Source organism: Rhizobium sp. BK181 (genome assembly GCF_014193305.1).
Classification (GTDB): Bacteria; Pseudomonadota; Alphaproteobacteria; order Rhizobiales; family Rhizobiaceae; genus Rhizobium.
In genome coordinates this window covers 219840-234178 of sequence record NZ_JACHZA010000007.1, presented here as the reverse complement: position 1 = coordinate 234178, position 14339 = coordinate 219840, and the positions used below count along the sequence as shown (strand labels likewise).

Below are 14339 nucleotides of genomic sequence, written 5' to 3'. Positions count from 1 at the left end.
AGATTTACCCATGTGATTCACCTCCAACCGCAGTGAATCACACCGATACCCTCGTGAAAACCCCACTCGATTCTCAATTCAAGTGCGATGCTCTAACCTCGGGACCTGGCAGCCTGGGTTGCCTTTATCCGCAACGTTTGTGAGACTGCCGCAAGCGCGAAAGCTCAGATGCTACCACATTGTCTTGGCTGCGCGCTCCGGCCACTCGCGATCATAGGTTTCGTAGTCGAAATCCCCTGTTGCCGCTTTCAGCATCATCCCGGGTGTCGGCAGGCTCTTCGGGTCAACGAATGTTTCCGGGTTCCATATCTCGGAACGGATCAGCGCCCGAGCGCATTGGAAATAGACCTCATTAATCGTGATGACGATCACCGTCCGCGGATGCTTTCCGTCCATCTCGAAGCTGGTCAGAACCGCTTCGTCATTCGTCACGACGCCCCGCCCGTTGATGCGCATCGTGGTGTTCGAGCCAGGAACGAGGAACATCAGCGCCAGGCGCGGGTCGCGCACGATATTGGAGAGCGAGTCGACGCGGTTGTTGCCACGCCAGTCCGGCATATGCAGCGTCCTGTCGTCCACAATGCGCACGACGCCGCCGATGTCACCGCGCGGCGAACAGTCTAGTCCTTCGGGTCCCACCGTCGCCAGCGCCACGAAGGGTGATGCTTCGATCATCTCTCGGTAGAGAGGCGTCAGATAGTCCGTCACCTTGGCCACGGATGCCTGCGTCAGCCCGCCAGCGTAGATCGCTGCGAGTTCCTCTACCGTTTCAATGATTTTCATGATTGTCCTGCCATGTTGTCGAGGGCGGCTTTTAGCTGCCTCACGTAACGTTACAATGACATACGCCGTGCCGGAAGCTCGAAAAGAGGAATGATCTCAGCATCTTTGTCGACGGCTCCCTCGCCAAGGAAACCAGTGATCGCGTCGAATACCGGCCGCGCCGCGACGATCCGACGATGCCCGAAGCCATTCGCCCAATAGAGCCGCACAGCGTCGCCTGCCGCCGCATAGCGCCGAGCATGGATGTGGCTTACTTCCTTGTCATCCTCGGCATGCACGATCAGTACCGGACGTCGGATCGCGCCTGCCGCCTTGCTTGCATCGAATTCCTCCAGCCTCCGGCCGGTGACACGCCGTACCTCATTCTCCAGCACATCCTGCGCTTTCCGCCGGAGCCCGATCATCTTGCCGAAGTCCTTGAACAGCCAGTGCATCTCGCTCGGCGAGCCGATCAACGTCAGCTTCTCCGGCACGACGGCAGGCACGCCCGGCAGCATGCCGGACGCGGCCACCATCAGAGCGGCTCCACCGAAGGAATGGCCGATCGCCGCGTCGAAGGCGCCGAACCGTCGCTCTGCAGCCTCAATGGCCTTCACCGCCATTCCCATGTGCAGAACCCGCCCGGCCGCGCGTCCATGACCTGGAAAATCGACCGCAATCACCTCTGCGCCCGAGGCAGCCAGCGTCTCCAAAAGATCAGCCATGTAGGCGCTGCTCGATCCCCAGCCGTGCGTCACGAGATAGCGAGGGCGGCGTCCCAGAGCGCCACCATTCAACCGATAGGCATGGGCTTTTCCGCCGCCGGCAAGGCGGAGCGTGAACCGCTCAGCTCCGGCAAGCTTCGAGGCGCCGGCGGCATGTGCCGCTCTTGCCTTGTCACCCTTCGGCTTTGCCGAGGGCGTCATGCAGAAGAGGCGGAATGCCGCCTTCCCGGCGATGCGCGGCGAAACCGACTGCAACAGGGAGAATCCGAGGCGGGTGACCTTCAGCGCAAAGTTTGTCATAGTGGGAATCCAACAATGTTCAACACTGAACAATAAAGTACAACGATGAACAAAAATCAATCCCTGCCCTGGGATCATCCGCGTTTTCGCAGCTGGATCGCCGTCGCCCGCGCCTGCCAGCTGATGCAGCAGTCGCTCGGTCGCTCGCTCGCCGAACTGGATATCAAGACTCCGCATCTCGACATTCTGATCAATCTCTACCGCTTTGAAGGCATTTCGCAGCAGGAGCTTGCCCGCAAGCTGTTGGTCGGTCGCTCGAACATGAGCATGCTGCTTCCGCAGATGGAAAAGCGCGGATTGATCGAACGGCGCGGCGATGAGAAGGACAAGCGCGTGCTGCGTCTCTTCCTGACGCCGGAAGGTCGGGACGTCACCGAGAAGGCCATGGTCATCCAGACCGATCTCATCGAGCGTGTGCTTTCACCCGAGCCGATCGAGCAATGCATGGCGATGGCAGGCTCGATGGAGCGGATCATCCGCGTGTTGCAGCGCGACCTTGTCGACGAAGACTGACCTCGAGCCTTTCAGGGTTAAATTGAAGCGTTCTTTTGGCTGAAACGGTCCGCCCGATCGACCGGCCATTCGAATCGTTTGAGCCAACAGAACGCTTCAAAGGCTCTAGTGAACCGTGTGACCGACGGTCTGCCCGGCAAGCGATCGATACTCCCACGCAGCCACGATGATCAGCACCAGGGTCGCGAGAATGCCGGCGAGATAAACCTCGATGAACGGCGCGATGAACGCAAGCAGGATCAGGAGCACCAAGCCTGCCAGATGCGAGAGTGGCATGCGTCCGCTGGTCGCTCCCTTGAACCACAGATTGCCGGCCAGAAACAGCCCTGAGCCGCCGAGCACCGATGCCATGACGCCGAGGTTGCCGGACTCGTGCGGATGCGAGAACATGAACTCGACCGCAACGGCGTGGACAATAATGCCCGCCAAGATCGGAATGTGGGCGTAGGTAAAGGCTTGGCGCGCCAAGCTTCCCGGCGTTTCTTCGTGCTCGATCCGATGCGCCGCCCGCTCGTGGCCAAAACGGAAATAGAGCCACCACATCGCCACCGTGCCGATGAAGCCGGTGACGAAGACAACCGCCGTCAGTGTTGAGAACGGCATTTCCGAGAATGTCCGCCCCGAAACCAGCACCGCCTCACCGAGGCAGATGATGACAAATAGCGCGCAACGCTCGGCCATATGTGCGCCGGACACGTCCCACTCAGTCGCATTCGACTTGCCAAGCCCCGGCACTGCGAAGCCGCTCGCCGGCCCGGCATACTCGATGGCAAGCGCAATCACCCACGCGATCAACCGCGCCTCATGTTCAAGGAAGCCGCCGACGATCCAGAAGACACCGGAAACGATGAACCAGGTGCTGATACGCAAGAAGTTGCGGCAATTGGCAGCGCTCTGATCCTTAAAGGCATATGTCGTGAACAGCGATCGGCCGACCTGCATAAAAACGTAAGCGCCTGCGAACAGCAGTCCCTTGTCAGTGAAGGCTTCCGGAATGGACGCGGACAGAACGAGGCCTAGCAGCATCAAAACCACAAGCATAATCCGCACGGGCATCTTGTCGGGATCGAGCCAGTTCGTAGCCCAGGCAGTGAATATCCAAACCCACCAGACTGCGAAGGTCATCAACCCAGCTTCGGCGGCGCCGAGTGGCGTATAATGTGCTGCAAGCGCATGCGAGAGCTGCGAGATCGAGAAAACGAAGACCAGATCAAAAAACAGTTCGAGAAAGGTGACCCTGCTGCTGCCCTTGTTCCGCAGCCAGTTTCGTTTGCTCGTTCCCGTCATGCAGTCCCCCTTCTAGCTGTTGTCGTTCAGCGCGGCTTCTCGGACGTGTCGCGATCCATGCCCTTCTCCCGCAACTCTTCTTCATAGGCGGCGAATAGCTCTTCGCCATGCTCGCCGAGTTCGCGCAGATAGGTCCACGTATAAATGCCCGTATCATGCATGTCGTCGAAGCCGATGCGCACGGCGTAGTTGCCGGTCGGTGTCAGCGAGATGATCGCGACATTGCGCTTGCCGGGAACCGTCACCTTCTGTCCGGGCCCGTGACCCTGCACTTCCGCCGACGGCGAAAGCACGCGCAGCATCTCCGCGGAAAGATCGAAGCTTCTCTCATCGTTAAACGTGACGACGAGGTGCTGCCGGTCTTTTGAAACTCTGAGTTCGGTCGGCCAGATATCGCTCATGATCCCACTCCCCTTCAAAAATGACGAGTAGGCAATGGCGCTTGGCGAGGCAAGCGTAATTTGCCGCTCCCGACAGCGTTTCCCTTGACGTGGCAATAGCCTATACGCACATTAGTAGCATTGCGGAGGCATTCGTGAACAGCAACGTCGGAACGACAGGCAGCGCATCGCCACTGGTTGCAGAGGCGAAACCAATGATCGACCCCTTCCAGCGGGCCGTGACCTATTTGCGCGTATCCGTCACCGACCGCTGCGATTTCCGCTGCACCTACTGCATGGCCGAACACATGACCTTCCTGCCGAAGCAGGAGCTGTTGACGCTCGAAGAATTGCACCGGCTCTGTTCGGCCTTCATCGCAAAGGGCGTGCGCAAGTTGAGGCTCACTGGCGGCGAGCCACTGGTGCGCAAGAATATCATGTATCTGGTGCGCGAGCTCGGCAAGCAAATCGGCTCTGGTCTCGACGAGCTGACGCTGACCACCAACGGTTCGCAGCTTTCCCGCTTCGCCGATGAGCTCTACGCGTCGGGCGTTCGCCGCATCAATGTCTCGCTCGATACGCTCGATCCCGACAAGTTCCGTCAGATCACGCGCTGGGGCGATTTCCACAAGGTGATGGAGGGCGTCGAGGCGGCCCAGAAGGCCGGTCTCAAGGTCAAGCTGAATGCGGTGGCGCTGAAGGATTTTAACGACAGCGAAATGCCCGAGATGATCCGCTTCGCGCATGGCCGCGGCATGGATCTGACCGTCATCGAGACCATGCCGATGGGCGAGATTGAGGAAGACCGGACGGACCGCTACCTGCCGCTGTCGAAGCTCAGGGCCGATCTCGAACAACAGTTCACGCTCTCCGACATTGGCTACCGCACCGGTGGCCCTGCGCGCTATGTCGAAGTGAAGGAAACTGGCGGCCGACTCGGCTTCATAACGCCGATGACCCATAATTTCTGCGAGAGCTGTAACCGCGTGCGGCTGACCTGCACCGGGACGCTCTACATGTGCCTCGGCCAGAACGATGCAGCCGACCTGCGCGCCGCCGTCCGCGCCACCCCGGACGATGGTCTGCTCTATGCGGCGATCGACGAGGCGATCTCGCGCAAGCCGAAGGGCCACGACTTCATCATCGACCGCACCCATAACCGCCCGGCCGTTGCCCGCCACATGAGCGTCACCGGCGGGTGACGCCCACTGAATTCAAGCAGATCAGGTCCGGTTGATCGAGACCCCGCCATCTGCCAGCATCGACGTGCCGGTCACGAAGCTTGACATATCCGATCCCAGGAAAAGTGCTGCCTTGGCGATTTCCTCCGGCTGCGCCAGGCGCTTCAACGCGTGCAGGCCATGGATGAAGGCGACCAGCTGCATATCCGGGTTTTCGAAGTTCGCCGGGTTCAGCGCGGTGTCGGTGCCACGTGGCAACAGCGCATTGACGCGGATGTTTTTTGGACCGAGTTCGGCGGCAAGCACCTGCACCAGCCCGGTCAGTCCGGCCTTGCTCGCCGCGTAGGCGCCCATCCCTGGCATCCCCGCTGTATGGCCGACGAAGGTCGAGGTGTAGACGATCGATCCACCGCCGCGCTCAATCATCGCCGGCACCTGGTATTTCGCCGCGAGAAACGCACTCGTCAGGTTGAGCGCCAGCATTTCGTTCCAGCCAGCCAGCGACAGGTCTGCCACCGGCGCTGATTCGCCGGTGCCGCCGGCATTGTTGAAGGCGACGTCGAGACCGCCGAAGCGCTCGACCGCCACCTCGACCAGCCGCCGGTTCAAAGCTTCCTCGCGCACGTCACCGGCAACGGCTACGGCCTCGCCACCCGCACGCTCGATCTCTTCGACCAGCATGCCGAGTTCGGCCTCGCGTCGGGCCGCAACGACGAGCCGTGCGCCTTCGGCTGCAAAGAGTTTGGCTGCTGCCCGGCCGATGCCTGAGCTCGCCCCGGTTATGATCGCAACCTTGCCATCCAGATATCTCATGTCGGAACCTCCGCTTGTTGTTTGCGGTATTCCAAATCTCAGACATCGGGGCGCGCAGCCACCCGTTTCCTGCCCACGCCTGCCCGCACCGCTTGTGTCATTGTGCACTGCGCAATCGAATTATCGCGACTGTGGCTTTCGATCGATTCCCTTGGCGACAGGCACCTTCTAAAAGGACGTGTACGAGAATCGGAATATCGACATGCCGCGGTCCCGCAATACCCAGGGCGCCATCTACATGAGTTCGGCCATGGCCGGATTTTCCTGCAGCGACGCACTTTCCAAGTCAGTTATCGCCTCGATGAATGCCGGCCAGATCATGTGTCTGCGCGGCCTGTTCACGAGCATTTTCGTCTACCTCATTGCCCGTCACATGGGAGCGCTGCGTCCGTGGCGCATCATCCTGAAACCGATGATCATCATCCGCGTCATCTGCGAGATACTGGCAGCGGTGACTTACATTACCGCTCTTGGAATGATGCCGATCGCAAACGCGTCCGCCATCCTGCAATCGCTTCCGCTGGTTGTTACTTTCGGTGCGGCGCTGTTCTTCCGCGAGCCTGTCGGTTGGCGTCGGTGGTCGGCCATCCTCGTAGGCCTGGTGGGCGTGCTGATCATCATCCGGCCCGGACCGGAAGGCTTCACGGCCGCCGCCCTCCTCTGCGTCGGCAGCGTCCTTACCACAGCCGGCCGCGACCTCGCCACCCGCGGTATTGGGCGCGAGATCCCTTCGCTGATGATCACAGTGGTAACGGCCGTGTCCGTGACGGTCGTCGGCGCCTTGCTGACGCCGCTGCTTGGCGTTTGGGAGCCAGTCAGCATGACATCGCTGTCCCATCTGCTGCTCGCCGCCATTCTGGTGCTGATCGGCTACCAGTCGGTGATCATGGCGATGCGAACGGGGGAAATCTCCTTCGTGGCGCCATTCCGCTACACCAGCCTGATCTTCTCGACATTGCTGGGCTTCGTCTTCTTCGCGGAGTTTCCCGATCTCTGGACGCTGATGGGTGCTGCAGTGGTCATAGCGTCCGGCCTCTACACGTTCTATCGTGAAGCCAAGCGCCATGTGCCGCCAGTCGCCCAGGAATCCGAGCCGAGAACACCCGTCTGAGGCAATCATGAACGATTTTGCAATAGATAGATCCAATATACCGGGTGTGGTCCTGGCGGGGGGACGCTCTTCCCGCATGGGCCGAGACAAAGCCTCCGTGCGCCTCAGCGGCCGCAGCCTGCTCGAGCGCGTCATCGAACAGCTTGAGCCCCAAGTGAGCACCCTTGCGGTCAATGCCGATGCGACGCCGGAAAACTGCCGGCATTTGTTCATTCCTGATATAATTCCCGGCAAAGCGGGACCGATGGCTGGCATTCACGCGGCGATGGCCTACGGCGCAACGGTGAGGGGGGTGACGCACGTGATGACGGTTTCTGTCGACAGCCCGTTCTTTCCCAACGACCTCGTCGATTGGCTTGCAGGCGCCATCGACGCGCCGTTGAAGATTGCTATTGCCGCCTCTGAAGGCCGCAGTCATCCGGTGTTCGGCTTATGGCCCGTTAAACTTGCCGATGATCTCGAAACCTGGATTGCCACCGATGAAAAACGCCGTGTTCGGGACTTCCTCTTACGGCATGACGTAAGGGAAGTTGACTTCCCGCTGCGTCCGACACGGGCGAGCCTCCTCGATCCGTTCTTCAACGTCAACACGCCCGACGATCTCAAAGAGGCGGAACGCTGGCTCAAGGTGCTTGTCTGATGGACAAGCCGAAGGTTTTTGGCATCGCCGGCTGGAAGAACTCGGGCAAGACGGGCTTGGCCGTTCGCCTCGTCGAGGAATTCACCAGTCGTGGCTACAGCATTTCCACGATCAAGCACGCCCATCATGACTTCGACATCGACAAGGTCGGCGCCGACAGCTACCGCCATCGACAGGCCGGCGCGCACGAAGTCACCATCGTTTCCGGGACGCGCTATGCCATCATGCACGAGTTGCGCGGCGCCCCGGAGCCGACATTCGAAGAAATCCTTGGCCGCATCGCACCCTGTGACCTCGTCTTGATCGAGGGCTATAAGCGCGAGCCGATTCCAAAGATCGAAGCCCGCCGTTTGGACTCCGCCAACCAGGAACCTCTCGCGCCGACGGATCCCTTCATCGTTGCCATTGCGACCGATCACCCGATCGCAGAAGGCTTTCTGCCAGTCTTCAATCTTGACGACACCAGGGCGATCGCGGACTTCATTTCGGGAATAGTGGAACTACCTGCAAAGTAGAAAACCCCGTTGCGAGGGAGCAATGACCTACTACGGCACGGAAAAGCAGCAGCGCTTGCAGCGTCAGTCCGACGAGGCGCAGTCTAAAATCGCTGCCACGCCGGGCCTTGTGCAAGCCGGGCGGTTCTTCTCGGTCGACAACTTCGACCTCATCGACTGGGCATTTGTCGACGAGCGCCTCGCTCAGGACGGCGTTTTCGGCTTCCGCATGATGTCGGCAATACACATCGAGGACATCCGCCTGAAGCTGGGGCCGTCCTATCGCGTTGACGTGTGGAGTGTCTGCAGGGCCGATCGCACGGCGGCGACGCGAGCCTGCACTGCGATCCTGAAGGATGACATTCCCGGTGGCTTGACGCGTGTCAATCTGACGACCGATCCCGGCGACGACGCTGTCGGAGCTATTCAGACATGCATGGCGGAAAATGGCATAGCGCCGTTTTCAGGCGCCATGCTGACTGGCAACATAGTCCCCGCGGTCACCATCGCCCTCGCTGACACTCAAGGTCATGTCGTCGCAACCGCTCACGCGAATATGCCTTTCAACACCCACAGCAAACACTCAGGCACCGCCTGGGTCGGTTTGATCGCCGTCGCGGCGCAACAGCGCGGAAAGGGGCTTGGTCGGCTTATCAATGCCCTAGCGGTCAGAGCGGCCTTCGAAACGCTGGGAGCCGACGAAGTGGTTGAGTTCGTCCACGCTGACAACATCATTTCACGTCGGATGATCGAGGCCTGCAGCCTCCGCCTCGATCCCAGTATTCTTTGCGGGCTTGCAACGCCAATCGTCGACGCCCGCTTTACGACCTGAGGCTCGGCAAGTGCCACCAACACTGCGGCGCGAGCAAAAGAAAAAGCCGCCGGTCTCCCGGCGGCTTTCCCATCAACTCTGGCCGTCAGCTCAGTTGCGCGAAGCGACCGGGCGAACGAGCGCCGTCACGCGGCGGATGGTGACACGGCGGTTTTCCTGGTTCGGTCCTTGCGTATTGACCTTGAGGTAACGCTCGCCGTAGCCCTGCGTTGCCAGGTTTTCGGGCGGGATGCCGTAAACGTCGGTCATGACGTTCGCGACGGATTCAGCGCGCTGATCCGAGAGGACGAGGTTACTCTGGTCAGACCCCACAGCGTCCGTGTGACCTTCGATCAGGAAGGTTTCCGACGGATCCTTGCGCAGGACCTCATTGATGGCATCTGCAACCTTGCGCAAGCTGCGCGCTTGGCTCATCGGGATTTCGGCACTGCCCGTTGCAAAGGTGATCGTATCGAGGTCAATACGGCGAACCTTGTCGCGGATACGTGCCGAGTACTTCACTTCGTTCAGCGAATAGACACGCTCTACCGGTTCCACCGGCGGCTCGCGCAGGAAGTCGTAGTAGTCGCGGCCGTCGTCGCTGCTCGTGTCCATGATGTAGTCATCGAGCGGAATGCGCAGGCGCATCGGCGGCAGGTCGCGACCCGGATCTTCGAAGTAGCCACGGTCCGGATATTCGTAGAGATCAGGCGAATAGTAGAGAACCGATTCGCGTCCTCGGTTGTCGAGGCGGGACCGCTGGATGATATCGCCATAGCGATTGCGGATCGTCACAATCTGATAGCCGTCACGGTCGATGGTCTCGCGATAGCGATCCCGTGGCAGCTGCTCGTAGATTGGACGTTCGCCATCCCGCAGGAAGCGCCTGTCGTCATCGCCGCGAACGATCGTCTGGTTGTTGATCTGAATGATCACGCGATTGTCGTCGCCGCGCTCACCGAAACGTGCACCTTCCGGCCTGTCAAACTGCGGACGCCTGTCGAGGCGCCGGCCCTCTTCGCTGGTGACGGCTTCGATCTTGATCGGAGCGGCCTTGGTGCCTTCGGTTATGATCTGGGCGTCGGCATCCGACTTCGGGACGCGGAAGTTCTGCTCCTGTCCACGCTGCCTGTCGCGGTCACGGCGCGACTGGACCCCACCGGAGCGATCGGCGTCCTTGTCGCTGTCGAGAACGGCAGCACCGTTTTCAACCGGAAGAACGACGGTTTCCGTGCTCTTGCTCGGATCAGCGGCAATCTCCTTACGACGCTCAAGCTCCTCGGGCGTGACCTTCTCTGGAGCAGGGATAGCCTGTTCTGCCTGACCGGCTGCTGGCTGGTCAGTCGGCTGCGCCGGGACTTGTTCCCCTTGCTGAACAGCTGGCTCGCCTGGCTGAGGCGCGGGAGCCTGCTCACCCTGCTGCTGAGCTGGCTGCGTGCCGCCGGGTTGGGCTTCGATCGCCGGCTCCTGCGCGGGAACCGGCGGCTTTTCGGCCGTAGGCGCCGCCCCGGGCTTAGGAGCCTTTTCAGGCGCGGGCGACTCCTGCGGAACAGGCGTATTTTCGGCTGCCGGTGCCTCCTGCTGCTGAGCAGCCTTCGTGCGCGGCTTTACCGGCTGTTCCGAGCCATCCGTGGCCTGCTTGCTTCCCTTGCGCTTTTGCTGTGGCTCTTCGGCCTGCGGCTGAGCCTGCTCCTGCTGCGTGGCGCCCTGTTCGGTCTGCGGTTGCGGCGCGGCCTCTTCCTGCGATGGCTGCTTGTCACGCTTGCGACGTGGCTTTTCCTGGCTTTCCACAGGCTGCTGTTCCTGGGCCGCCGGCGCTATCTGCTCCTGCGGAGCCGCGGGCTCAGCCGGCTCGGAGGCCGACTGCCGCTTCTTGCGCGGCTTTTCGACAGGGGCTGCTTCCTGCAACTGCTGTTCCTGGGCCGGGGCTATCTGCTCCTGCGGAGCCGCGGGCTCTGCCTGCTCGGCGGCCGGCTGCCGCTTCTTGCGCGGTTTTTCGACGGGGGCTGCCTCCTGCAGCTGCTGTTCGACGACAGGCTCTTGCTGTGGCGCGGGCTGTGCCTCTGCTGCCGGCTCACGCTGCCTGCGTGGCTTTTCGGCAGGCGCTTCCTGCGATTGCTGTGGTTGCTCCTGCTGGGCGGCCGGCGCCTGTTCTTCACCGCCGCCGTGCTGCTTGTGGTGCTTCTTCAGAATCTCCTCGTCGGATGGCGCATCCTGTGCAACTTCGAAGCTGCCCGCGACTGCTTGCGGCAATGTGCGAACCTGTTCAACGCTGGCAGCTGCTGCGAAGGAATGTACTGGAGGGATTACGAGCGACAGCGACAACAGCGGAAAGGCGGCACTGGCAAACAATCTGGATTTCATTCCCATAGGGGCTCCTCGTTGTACTTTATGTTCTTGAGACGCAGTCGTGGCCGCGTCCGATTTTGGGGCATTCACCCACGACGAAAACCGCGCGGGGACTGCATTTGTTCCACGAGTCTTAGGAACTGGACTATTAACCCGGTATGAATGTGGCAGTGCGGCATTGTTCATCTTCGCCATAGTTGACCGTTCGCCGTGCCCCTGCGATTCCAGTTGCAATTCCTCAAAAAAAGGTTTGAGTATCGCGCCAAGGCAGCGCCCAGCGCCGCCCTGCTCAGCCGCCGTCCAAAAGAAGAACACGAGCGGCAGCACCAACAGAGAGGACTAACATGCGTATCTCCACCCGTATTCTCGCCGCCGCTTCTGTCGCCGCGATGTCTCTTTTCGCAGGCGCCGCCATGGCTGATGGTGAGAAGTATGTCATCGGCACGGACTCGACCTATCCGCCCTTCGAATATGTTGACGCCAGTGGGCAGTTCCTGGGCTTCGACATGGACATCGCCCGCGCACTCTGCGCCGAGATGAAGGCCGACTGCACCATCGTCAGCAGCGACTGGGACGGCATCATTCCAGCACTCCAGGCCAAGAAGTTCGACATGATCATCTCGTCCATGTCGATCACGCCTGAGCGCTCGAAGCTCGTCGACTTCACCAACAAGTACTACAACACCCCGCCGGCAATCGCCGTGCCGAAGGATTCGACCATCACCGACGTTGCCGGCCTGAAGGGCAAGACGATCGGCGCGCAGACCTCGACCACCCACTCGAACTACGCCGAAAAGCACCTGCCCGACACCGAGCTGAAGCTCTACCCGACGGCAGACGAATACAAGCTCGACATCGCGAACGGCCGTGTTGACGCCGTCATCGACGACATCGTCGTGCTGTCGCAGTGGGTCAAGTCGGATGCCGGCGCATGCTGCAAGATCCTGACGCCGCTCCCGGTCGACAAGGAAATCAACGGCGTTGGTGCAGGCATTGCCGTCCGTAAGGGCGACGACGCGCTGCGCGAAAAGCTGAACACCGCGATCGCTGCGATCCGCACCAGCGGTGAGTACAAGAAGATCCAGGACAAGTACTTCGACTTCAACGTTTACGGCGAATAAGAAAAGCTGTAGGTCGCTCATAAAGCTGATGGCGGAAGGCTTGCTCTTCCGCCATTTTTGTTTGACAAGGATGGAAAGATCAAAGCGGTACAAACCGCGAGGGGAAAACTGGCATGGGCGGATTATTTTCCGCGCTGGGCTCATTGTGGGCCTGGATTGGGCATATCTTCGATCCGCTTTGCGGACCTGCAGGACTCTTCACCTGGTTCGGCTCTTCGACGATCCTGGCCTGCGGCGACACTGGTTGGGGCGATGAGATCGCCGCCGGCCTGAAGGTCACCGTTGCAGTCGCTCTGGTAACGCTGCCGATCGGATTGATCATCGGCTTTCTCGTGGCACTCGGCCAGCAGTCGGAAGAGAAATCGGTCCGCCTGGCCGCCGGCATCTACACCACGATCTTCCGCGGCCTGCCGGAACTGCTGACGCTGTTCATCATCTATTACGGCATGCAGATCCTGATTCAGTCGGTCCTCGCCTCCTTCGGATACGAAGGCCGCATCGAGATCAATGCCTTCTTCGCGGGCATGATTGCCCTTTCGGTCGTATTCTCCGCCTATTGCTCCGAAGTGCTGCTGTCGGCTTTCCGCGCCATTCCCAAGGGCCAATACGAGGCCGGCGACGCCTTGGGCTTCCATCGCGGCCGCACCCTGTTCCTGATCGTGCTGCCGCAGCTGGTGCGAATCGCCCTGCCCGGCCTGGTGAACCTCTGGATGATCCTGCTCAAGGACACGTCCTACGTCTCGATCATCGGCCTTGCGGATATCCTGCGCCAAACAGGCGTCGCCGTTAAGGTCACCAAGCAGGCGTTCCTCTTCTATACCGTTGCCTGCGCTCTCTATCTCGGTCTCGCCGTTATTTCCTCCTTCGGGCTCAGCTACATCGAGCGGTGGGCCAAGCGATCGGAGATCAGCCGATGAGCCACGCCCAGACCCTCATTCCGGCGCAACCGGCGCCGAAGCAAGCGCACAAGCCGATCACCGTTGCACGCATCACCGGTTACGTGGTCGTCGCTCTCTGGATTCTTCTTGCCGCCGCGCTGATTGCAATGGTGGTCAGCGGTTGGGATCCGGAAAAATTTACCCGCTACGGTCCCCGCTATCTGCATGGCCTGTACACGACGATCATGCTCGTGGTGATCTCGGTTTTCTTTGGCGCCATCCTCTCCTTGCCGCTGGCCTTTGCCCGCATGTCGAAGAACAAGGTCATCAACGGCATCGCCTATTGCTACGTCTACGTGTTCCGCGGCACCCCGCTGCTCGCCCAGCTCTTCCTCATTTATTACGGCCTCGGCGGCTTCCGGCCGCAGTTGGAAGCCGTCGGACTTTGGTGGTTCTTCCGCGACGCATGGTTTTGCGGCCTGTTTTCAATGACCATCAACACGGCCGCCTATCAGGCGGAAATTCTGCGCGGCGCCATCCAGAGTGTTCCGCGCGGCCAGCACGAGGCCGCGGCTTCGCTCGGAATCCACAAGGTCATCGCCTTCCGCAAGATCATCCTGCCGCAGGCGCTGATTGTCGCCCTGCGCCCCTACGGCAACGAGATCATCTTGTTGATCAAGGGCTCAGCGGTCGTCGCAATCATCACCGTTCTCGACCTGATGGGTGAAACGCGCTACGCCTTCTCGCGCACCTTCGATTACCAGACATACCTTTGGGCGGCGATCTTCTACCTCAGCATGGTCGAGGCGCTGCGCCATCTCTGGGCTTGGATCGAGCGCCGCCTCACCCGCCACCTGAAGCGCTGAAGAGGTTGGCAGCACTCACTGCCGACAGCTGCTAACGACTTGAAATTAAAAGATAAATCCATGAGACACTAGCAATTCGTCAAGCTTGGGTTAAGCTTATCGTGGTTC

At 60.5% G+C, this 14339-nt stretch carries 15 protein-coding genes; 9 read left to right on the top strand and 6 right to left on the bottom strand.

Going from position 1 to position 14339, the window contains the following annotated elements; genetic code table 11:
* Positions 1–171: 171 nt before the first annotated feature.
* Together FHT77_RS18570 and FHT77_RS18565 are read right to left on the bottom strand one after the other, a co-directional pair.
* The gene (locus FHT77_RS18570; protein WP_183756389.1) at positions 172–783 is read right to left on the bottom strand and encodes a pyridoxamine 5'-phosphate oxidase family protein; all 612 of its coding nucleotides are present in this window, start codon (positions 781–783) and stop codon (positions 172–174) included.
* 50 nt (positions 784–833) lie between these two features.
* Complete coding sequence (locus FHT77_RS18565; RefSeq protein ID WP_183756388.1) at positions 834–1787, bottom strand: alpha/beta hydrolase; 954 nt, start codon at positions 1785–1787, stop codon at positions 834–836.
* A 45-nt stretch (positions 1788–1832) separates the two neighbouring features.
* Between FHT77_RS18565 and FHT77_RS18560 the strand changes: the two genes are divergently transcribed.
* On the top strand, positions 1833–2300 hold the full coding sequence (locus FHT77_RS18560) for a MarR family winged helix-turn-helix transcriptional regulator (RefSeq protein ID WP_016554197.1): 468 nt from the start codon (positions 1833–1835) through the stop codon (positions 2298–2300).
* Positions 2301–2405: 105 nt separating this feature from the next.
* Here the strand turns inward: FHT77_RS18560 and FHT77_RS18555 are convergent, their stop codons facing one another.
* Positions 2406–3587, bottom strand: a complete 1182-nt coding sequence (locus FHT77_RS18555) for a low temperature requirement protein A (protein WP_183756387.1) — start codon at positions 3585–3587, stop codon at positions 2406–2408.
* 26 nt (positions 3588–3613) lie between these two features.
* Positions 3614–3988 carry a gamma-butyrobetaine hydroxylase-like domain-containing protein gene (locus FHT77_RS18550; protein WP_183756386.1) on the bottom strand — a complete coding sequence of 125 codons (375 nt, stop codon included), beginning with the start codon at positions 3986–3988 and terminating at the stop codon, positions 3614–3616.
* Between the two features lie 134 nt (positions 3989–4122).
* Between FHT77_RS18550 and moaA the strand changes: the two genes are divergently transcribed.
* Positions 4123–5169: a GTP 3',8-cyclase MoaA gene (moaA, locus tag FHT77_RS18545; RefSeq protein ID WP_183756385.1), complete on the top strand. Its 1047-nt coding sequence runs from the start codon at positions 4123–4125 to the stop codon at positions 5167–5169.
* A gap of 21 nt (positions 5170–5190) precedes the next feature.
* On the opposite strand, the gene FHT77_RS18540 is transcribed toward moaA, so the two are convergent.
* Positions 5191–5961 carry an SDR family oxidoreductase gene (locus FHT77_RS18540; RefSeq protein WP_183756384.1) on the bottom strand — a complete coding sequence of 257 codons (771 nt, stop codon included), beginning with the start codon at positions 5959–5961 and terminating at the stop codon, positions 5191–5193.
* A 202-nt stretch (positions 5962–6163) separates the two neighbouring features.
* On the opposite strand from FHT77_RS18540, the gene FHT77_RS18535 reads away from it, so the two are divergent.
* The 4 genes from FHT77_RS18535 to FHT77_RS18520 are packed head-to-tail and all read left to right on the top strand — an operon-like array spanning position 6164 to position 9038.
* Positions 6164–7072, top strand: a complete 909-nt coding sequence (locus FHT77_RS18535; RefSeq protein ID WP_183756383.1) for a DMT family transporter — start codon at positions 6164–6166, stop codon at positions 7070–7072.
* Between the two features lie 7 nt (positions 7073–7079).
* Positions 7080–7712: a molybdenum cofactor guanylyltransferase MobA gene (mobA, locus tag FHT77_RS18530; protein ID WP_183756382.1), complete on the top strand. Its 633-nt coding sequence runs from the start codon at positions 7080–7082 to the stop codon at positions 7710–7712.
* Complete coding sequence (gene mobB, locus FHT77_RS18525; protein ID WP_183756381.1) at positions 7712–8227, top strand: molybdopterin-guanine dinucleotide biosynthesis protein B; 516 nt, start codon at positions 7712–7714, stop codon at positions 8225–8227. The genes mobA and mobB overlap by 1 nt, the downstream gene beginning before the upstream one ends.
* Positions 8228–8249: 22 nt before the next feature.
* Entirely contained in the window at positions 8250–9038 is a 789-nt protein-coding gene (locus tag FHT77_RS18520) for a GNAT family N-acetyltransferase (protein WP_183756380.1), read from the top strand.
* Between the two features lie 90 nt (positions 9039–9128).
* On the opposite strand, the gene FHT77_RS18515 is transcribed toward FHT77_RS18520, so the two are convergent.
* Positions 9129–11387, bottom strand: a complete 2259-nt coding sequence (locus FHT77_RS18515) for an OmpA family protein (protein WP_183756379.1) — start codon at positions 11385–11387, stop codon at positions 9129–9131.
* A 323-nt stretch (positions 11388–11710) separates the two neighbouring features.
* Here FHT77_RS18515 and FHT77_RS18510 point away from each other — a divergent pair, with 323 nt between their 5' ends.
* The 3 genes from FHT77_RS18510 (at position 11711) to FHT77_RS18500 (ending at position 14231) form a co-directional block, all read left to right on the top strand.
* Entirely contained in the window at positions 11711–12487 is a 777-nt protein-coding gene (locus FHT77_RS18510) for an ABC transporter substrate-binding protein (RefSeq protein WP_016554208.1), read from the top strand.
* 113 nt (positions 12488–12600) lie between these two features.
* Positions 12601–13404 carry an ABC transporter permease gene (locus FHT77_RS18505; RefSeq protein WP_016554209.1) on the top strand — a complete coding sequence of 268 codons (804 nt, stop codon included), beginning with the start codon at positions 12601–12603 and terminating at the stop codon, positions 13402–13404.
* Positions 13401–14231, top strand: a complete 831-nt coding sequence (locus FHT77_RS18500; protein ID WP_114712857.1) for an ABC transporter permease — start codon at positions 13401–13403, stop codon at positions 14229–14231. The genes FHT77_RS18505 and FHT77_RS18500 overlap by 4 nt, the downstream gene beginning before the upstream one ends.
* The last annotated feature ends 108 nt before the right edge of the window (positions 14232–14339 follow it).

Coding starts and splice junctions, on each gene's coding strand:
- FHT77_RS18570 (WP_183756389.1), bottom strand. CDS start 783: ATGAAAATCATTGAAACGGTAGAGGAACTCGCAGCGATCTACGCTGGC.
- FHT77_RS18565 (WP_183756388.1), bottom strand. CDS start 1,787: ATGACAAACTTTGCGCTGAAGGTCACCCGCCTCGGATTCTCCCTGTTG.
- FHT77_RS18560 (WP_016554197.1), top strand. CDS start 1,833: ATGAACAAAAATCAATCCCTGCCCTGGGATCATCCGCGTTTTCGCAGC.
- FHT77_RS18555 (WP_183756387.1), bottom strand. CDS start 3,587: ATGACGGGAACGAGCAAACGAAACTGGCTGCGGAACAAGGGCAGCAGC.
- FHT77_RS18550 (WP_183756386.1), bottom strand. CDS start 3,988: ATGAGCGATATCTGGCCGACCGAACTCAGAGTTTCAAAAGACCGGCAG.
- FHT77_RS18540 (WP_183756384.1), bottom strand. CDS start 5,961: ATGAGATATCTGGATGGCAAGGTTGCGATCATAACCGGGGCGAGCTCA.
- FHT77_RS18535 (WP_183756383.1), top strand. CDS start 6,164: ATGCCGCGGTCCCGCAATACCCAGGGCGCCATCTACATGAGTTCGGCC.
- mobA (WP_183756382.1), top strand. CDS start 7,080: ATGAACGATTTTGCAATAGATAGATCCAATATACCGGGTGTGGTCCTG.
- mobB (WP_183756381.1), top strand. CDS start 7,712: ATGGACAAGCCGAAGGTTTTTGGCATCGCCGGCTGGAAGAACTCGGGC.
- FHT77_RS18520 (WP_183756380.1), top strand. CDS start 8,250: ATGACCTACTACGGCACGGAAAAGCAGCAGCGCTTGCAGCGTCAGTCC.
- FHT77_RS18515 (WP_183756379.1), bottom strand. CDS start 11,387: ATGGGAATGAAATCCAGATTGTTTGCCAGTGCCGCCTTTCCGCTGTTG.
- FHT77_RS18510 (WP_016554208.1), top strand. CDS start 11,711: ATGCGTATCTCCACCCGTATTCTCGCCGCCGCTTCTGTCGCCGCGATG.
- FHT77_RS18505 (WP_016554209.1), top strand. CDS start 12,601: ATGGGCGGATTATTTTCCGCGCTGGGCTCATTGTGGGCCTGGATTGGG.
- FHT77_RS18500 (WP_114712857.1), top strand. CDS start 13,401: ATGAGCCACGCCCAGACCCTCATTCCGGCGCAACCGGCGCCGAAGCAA.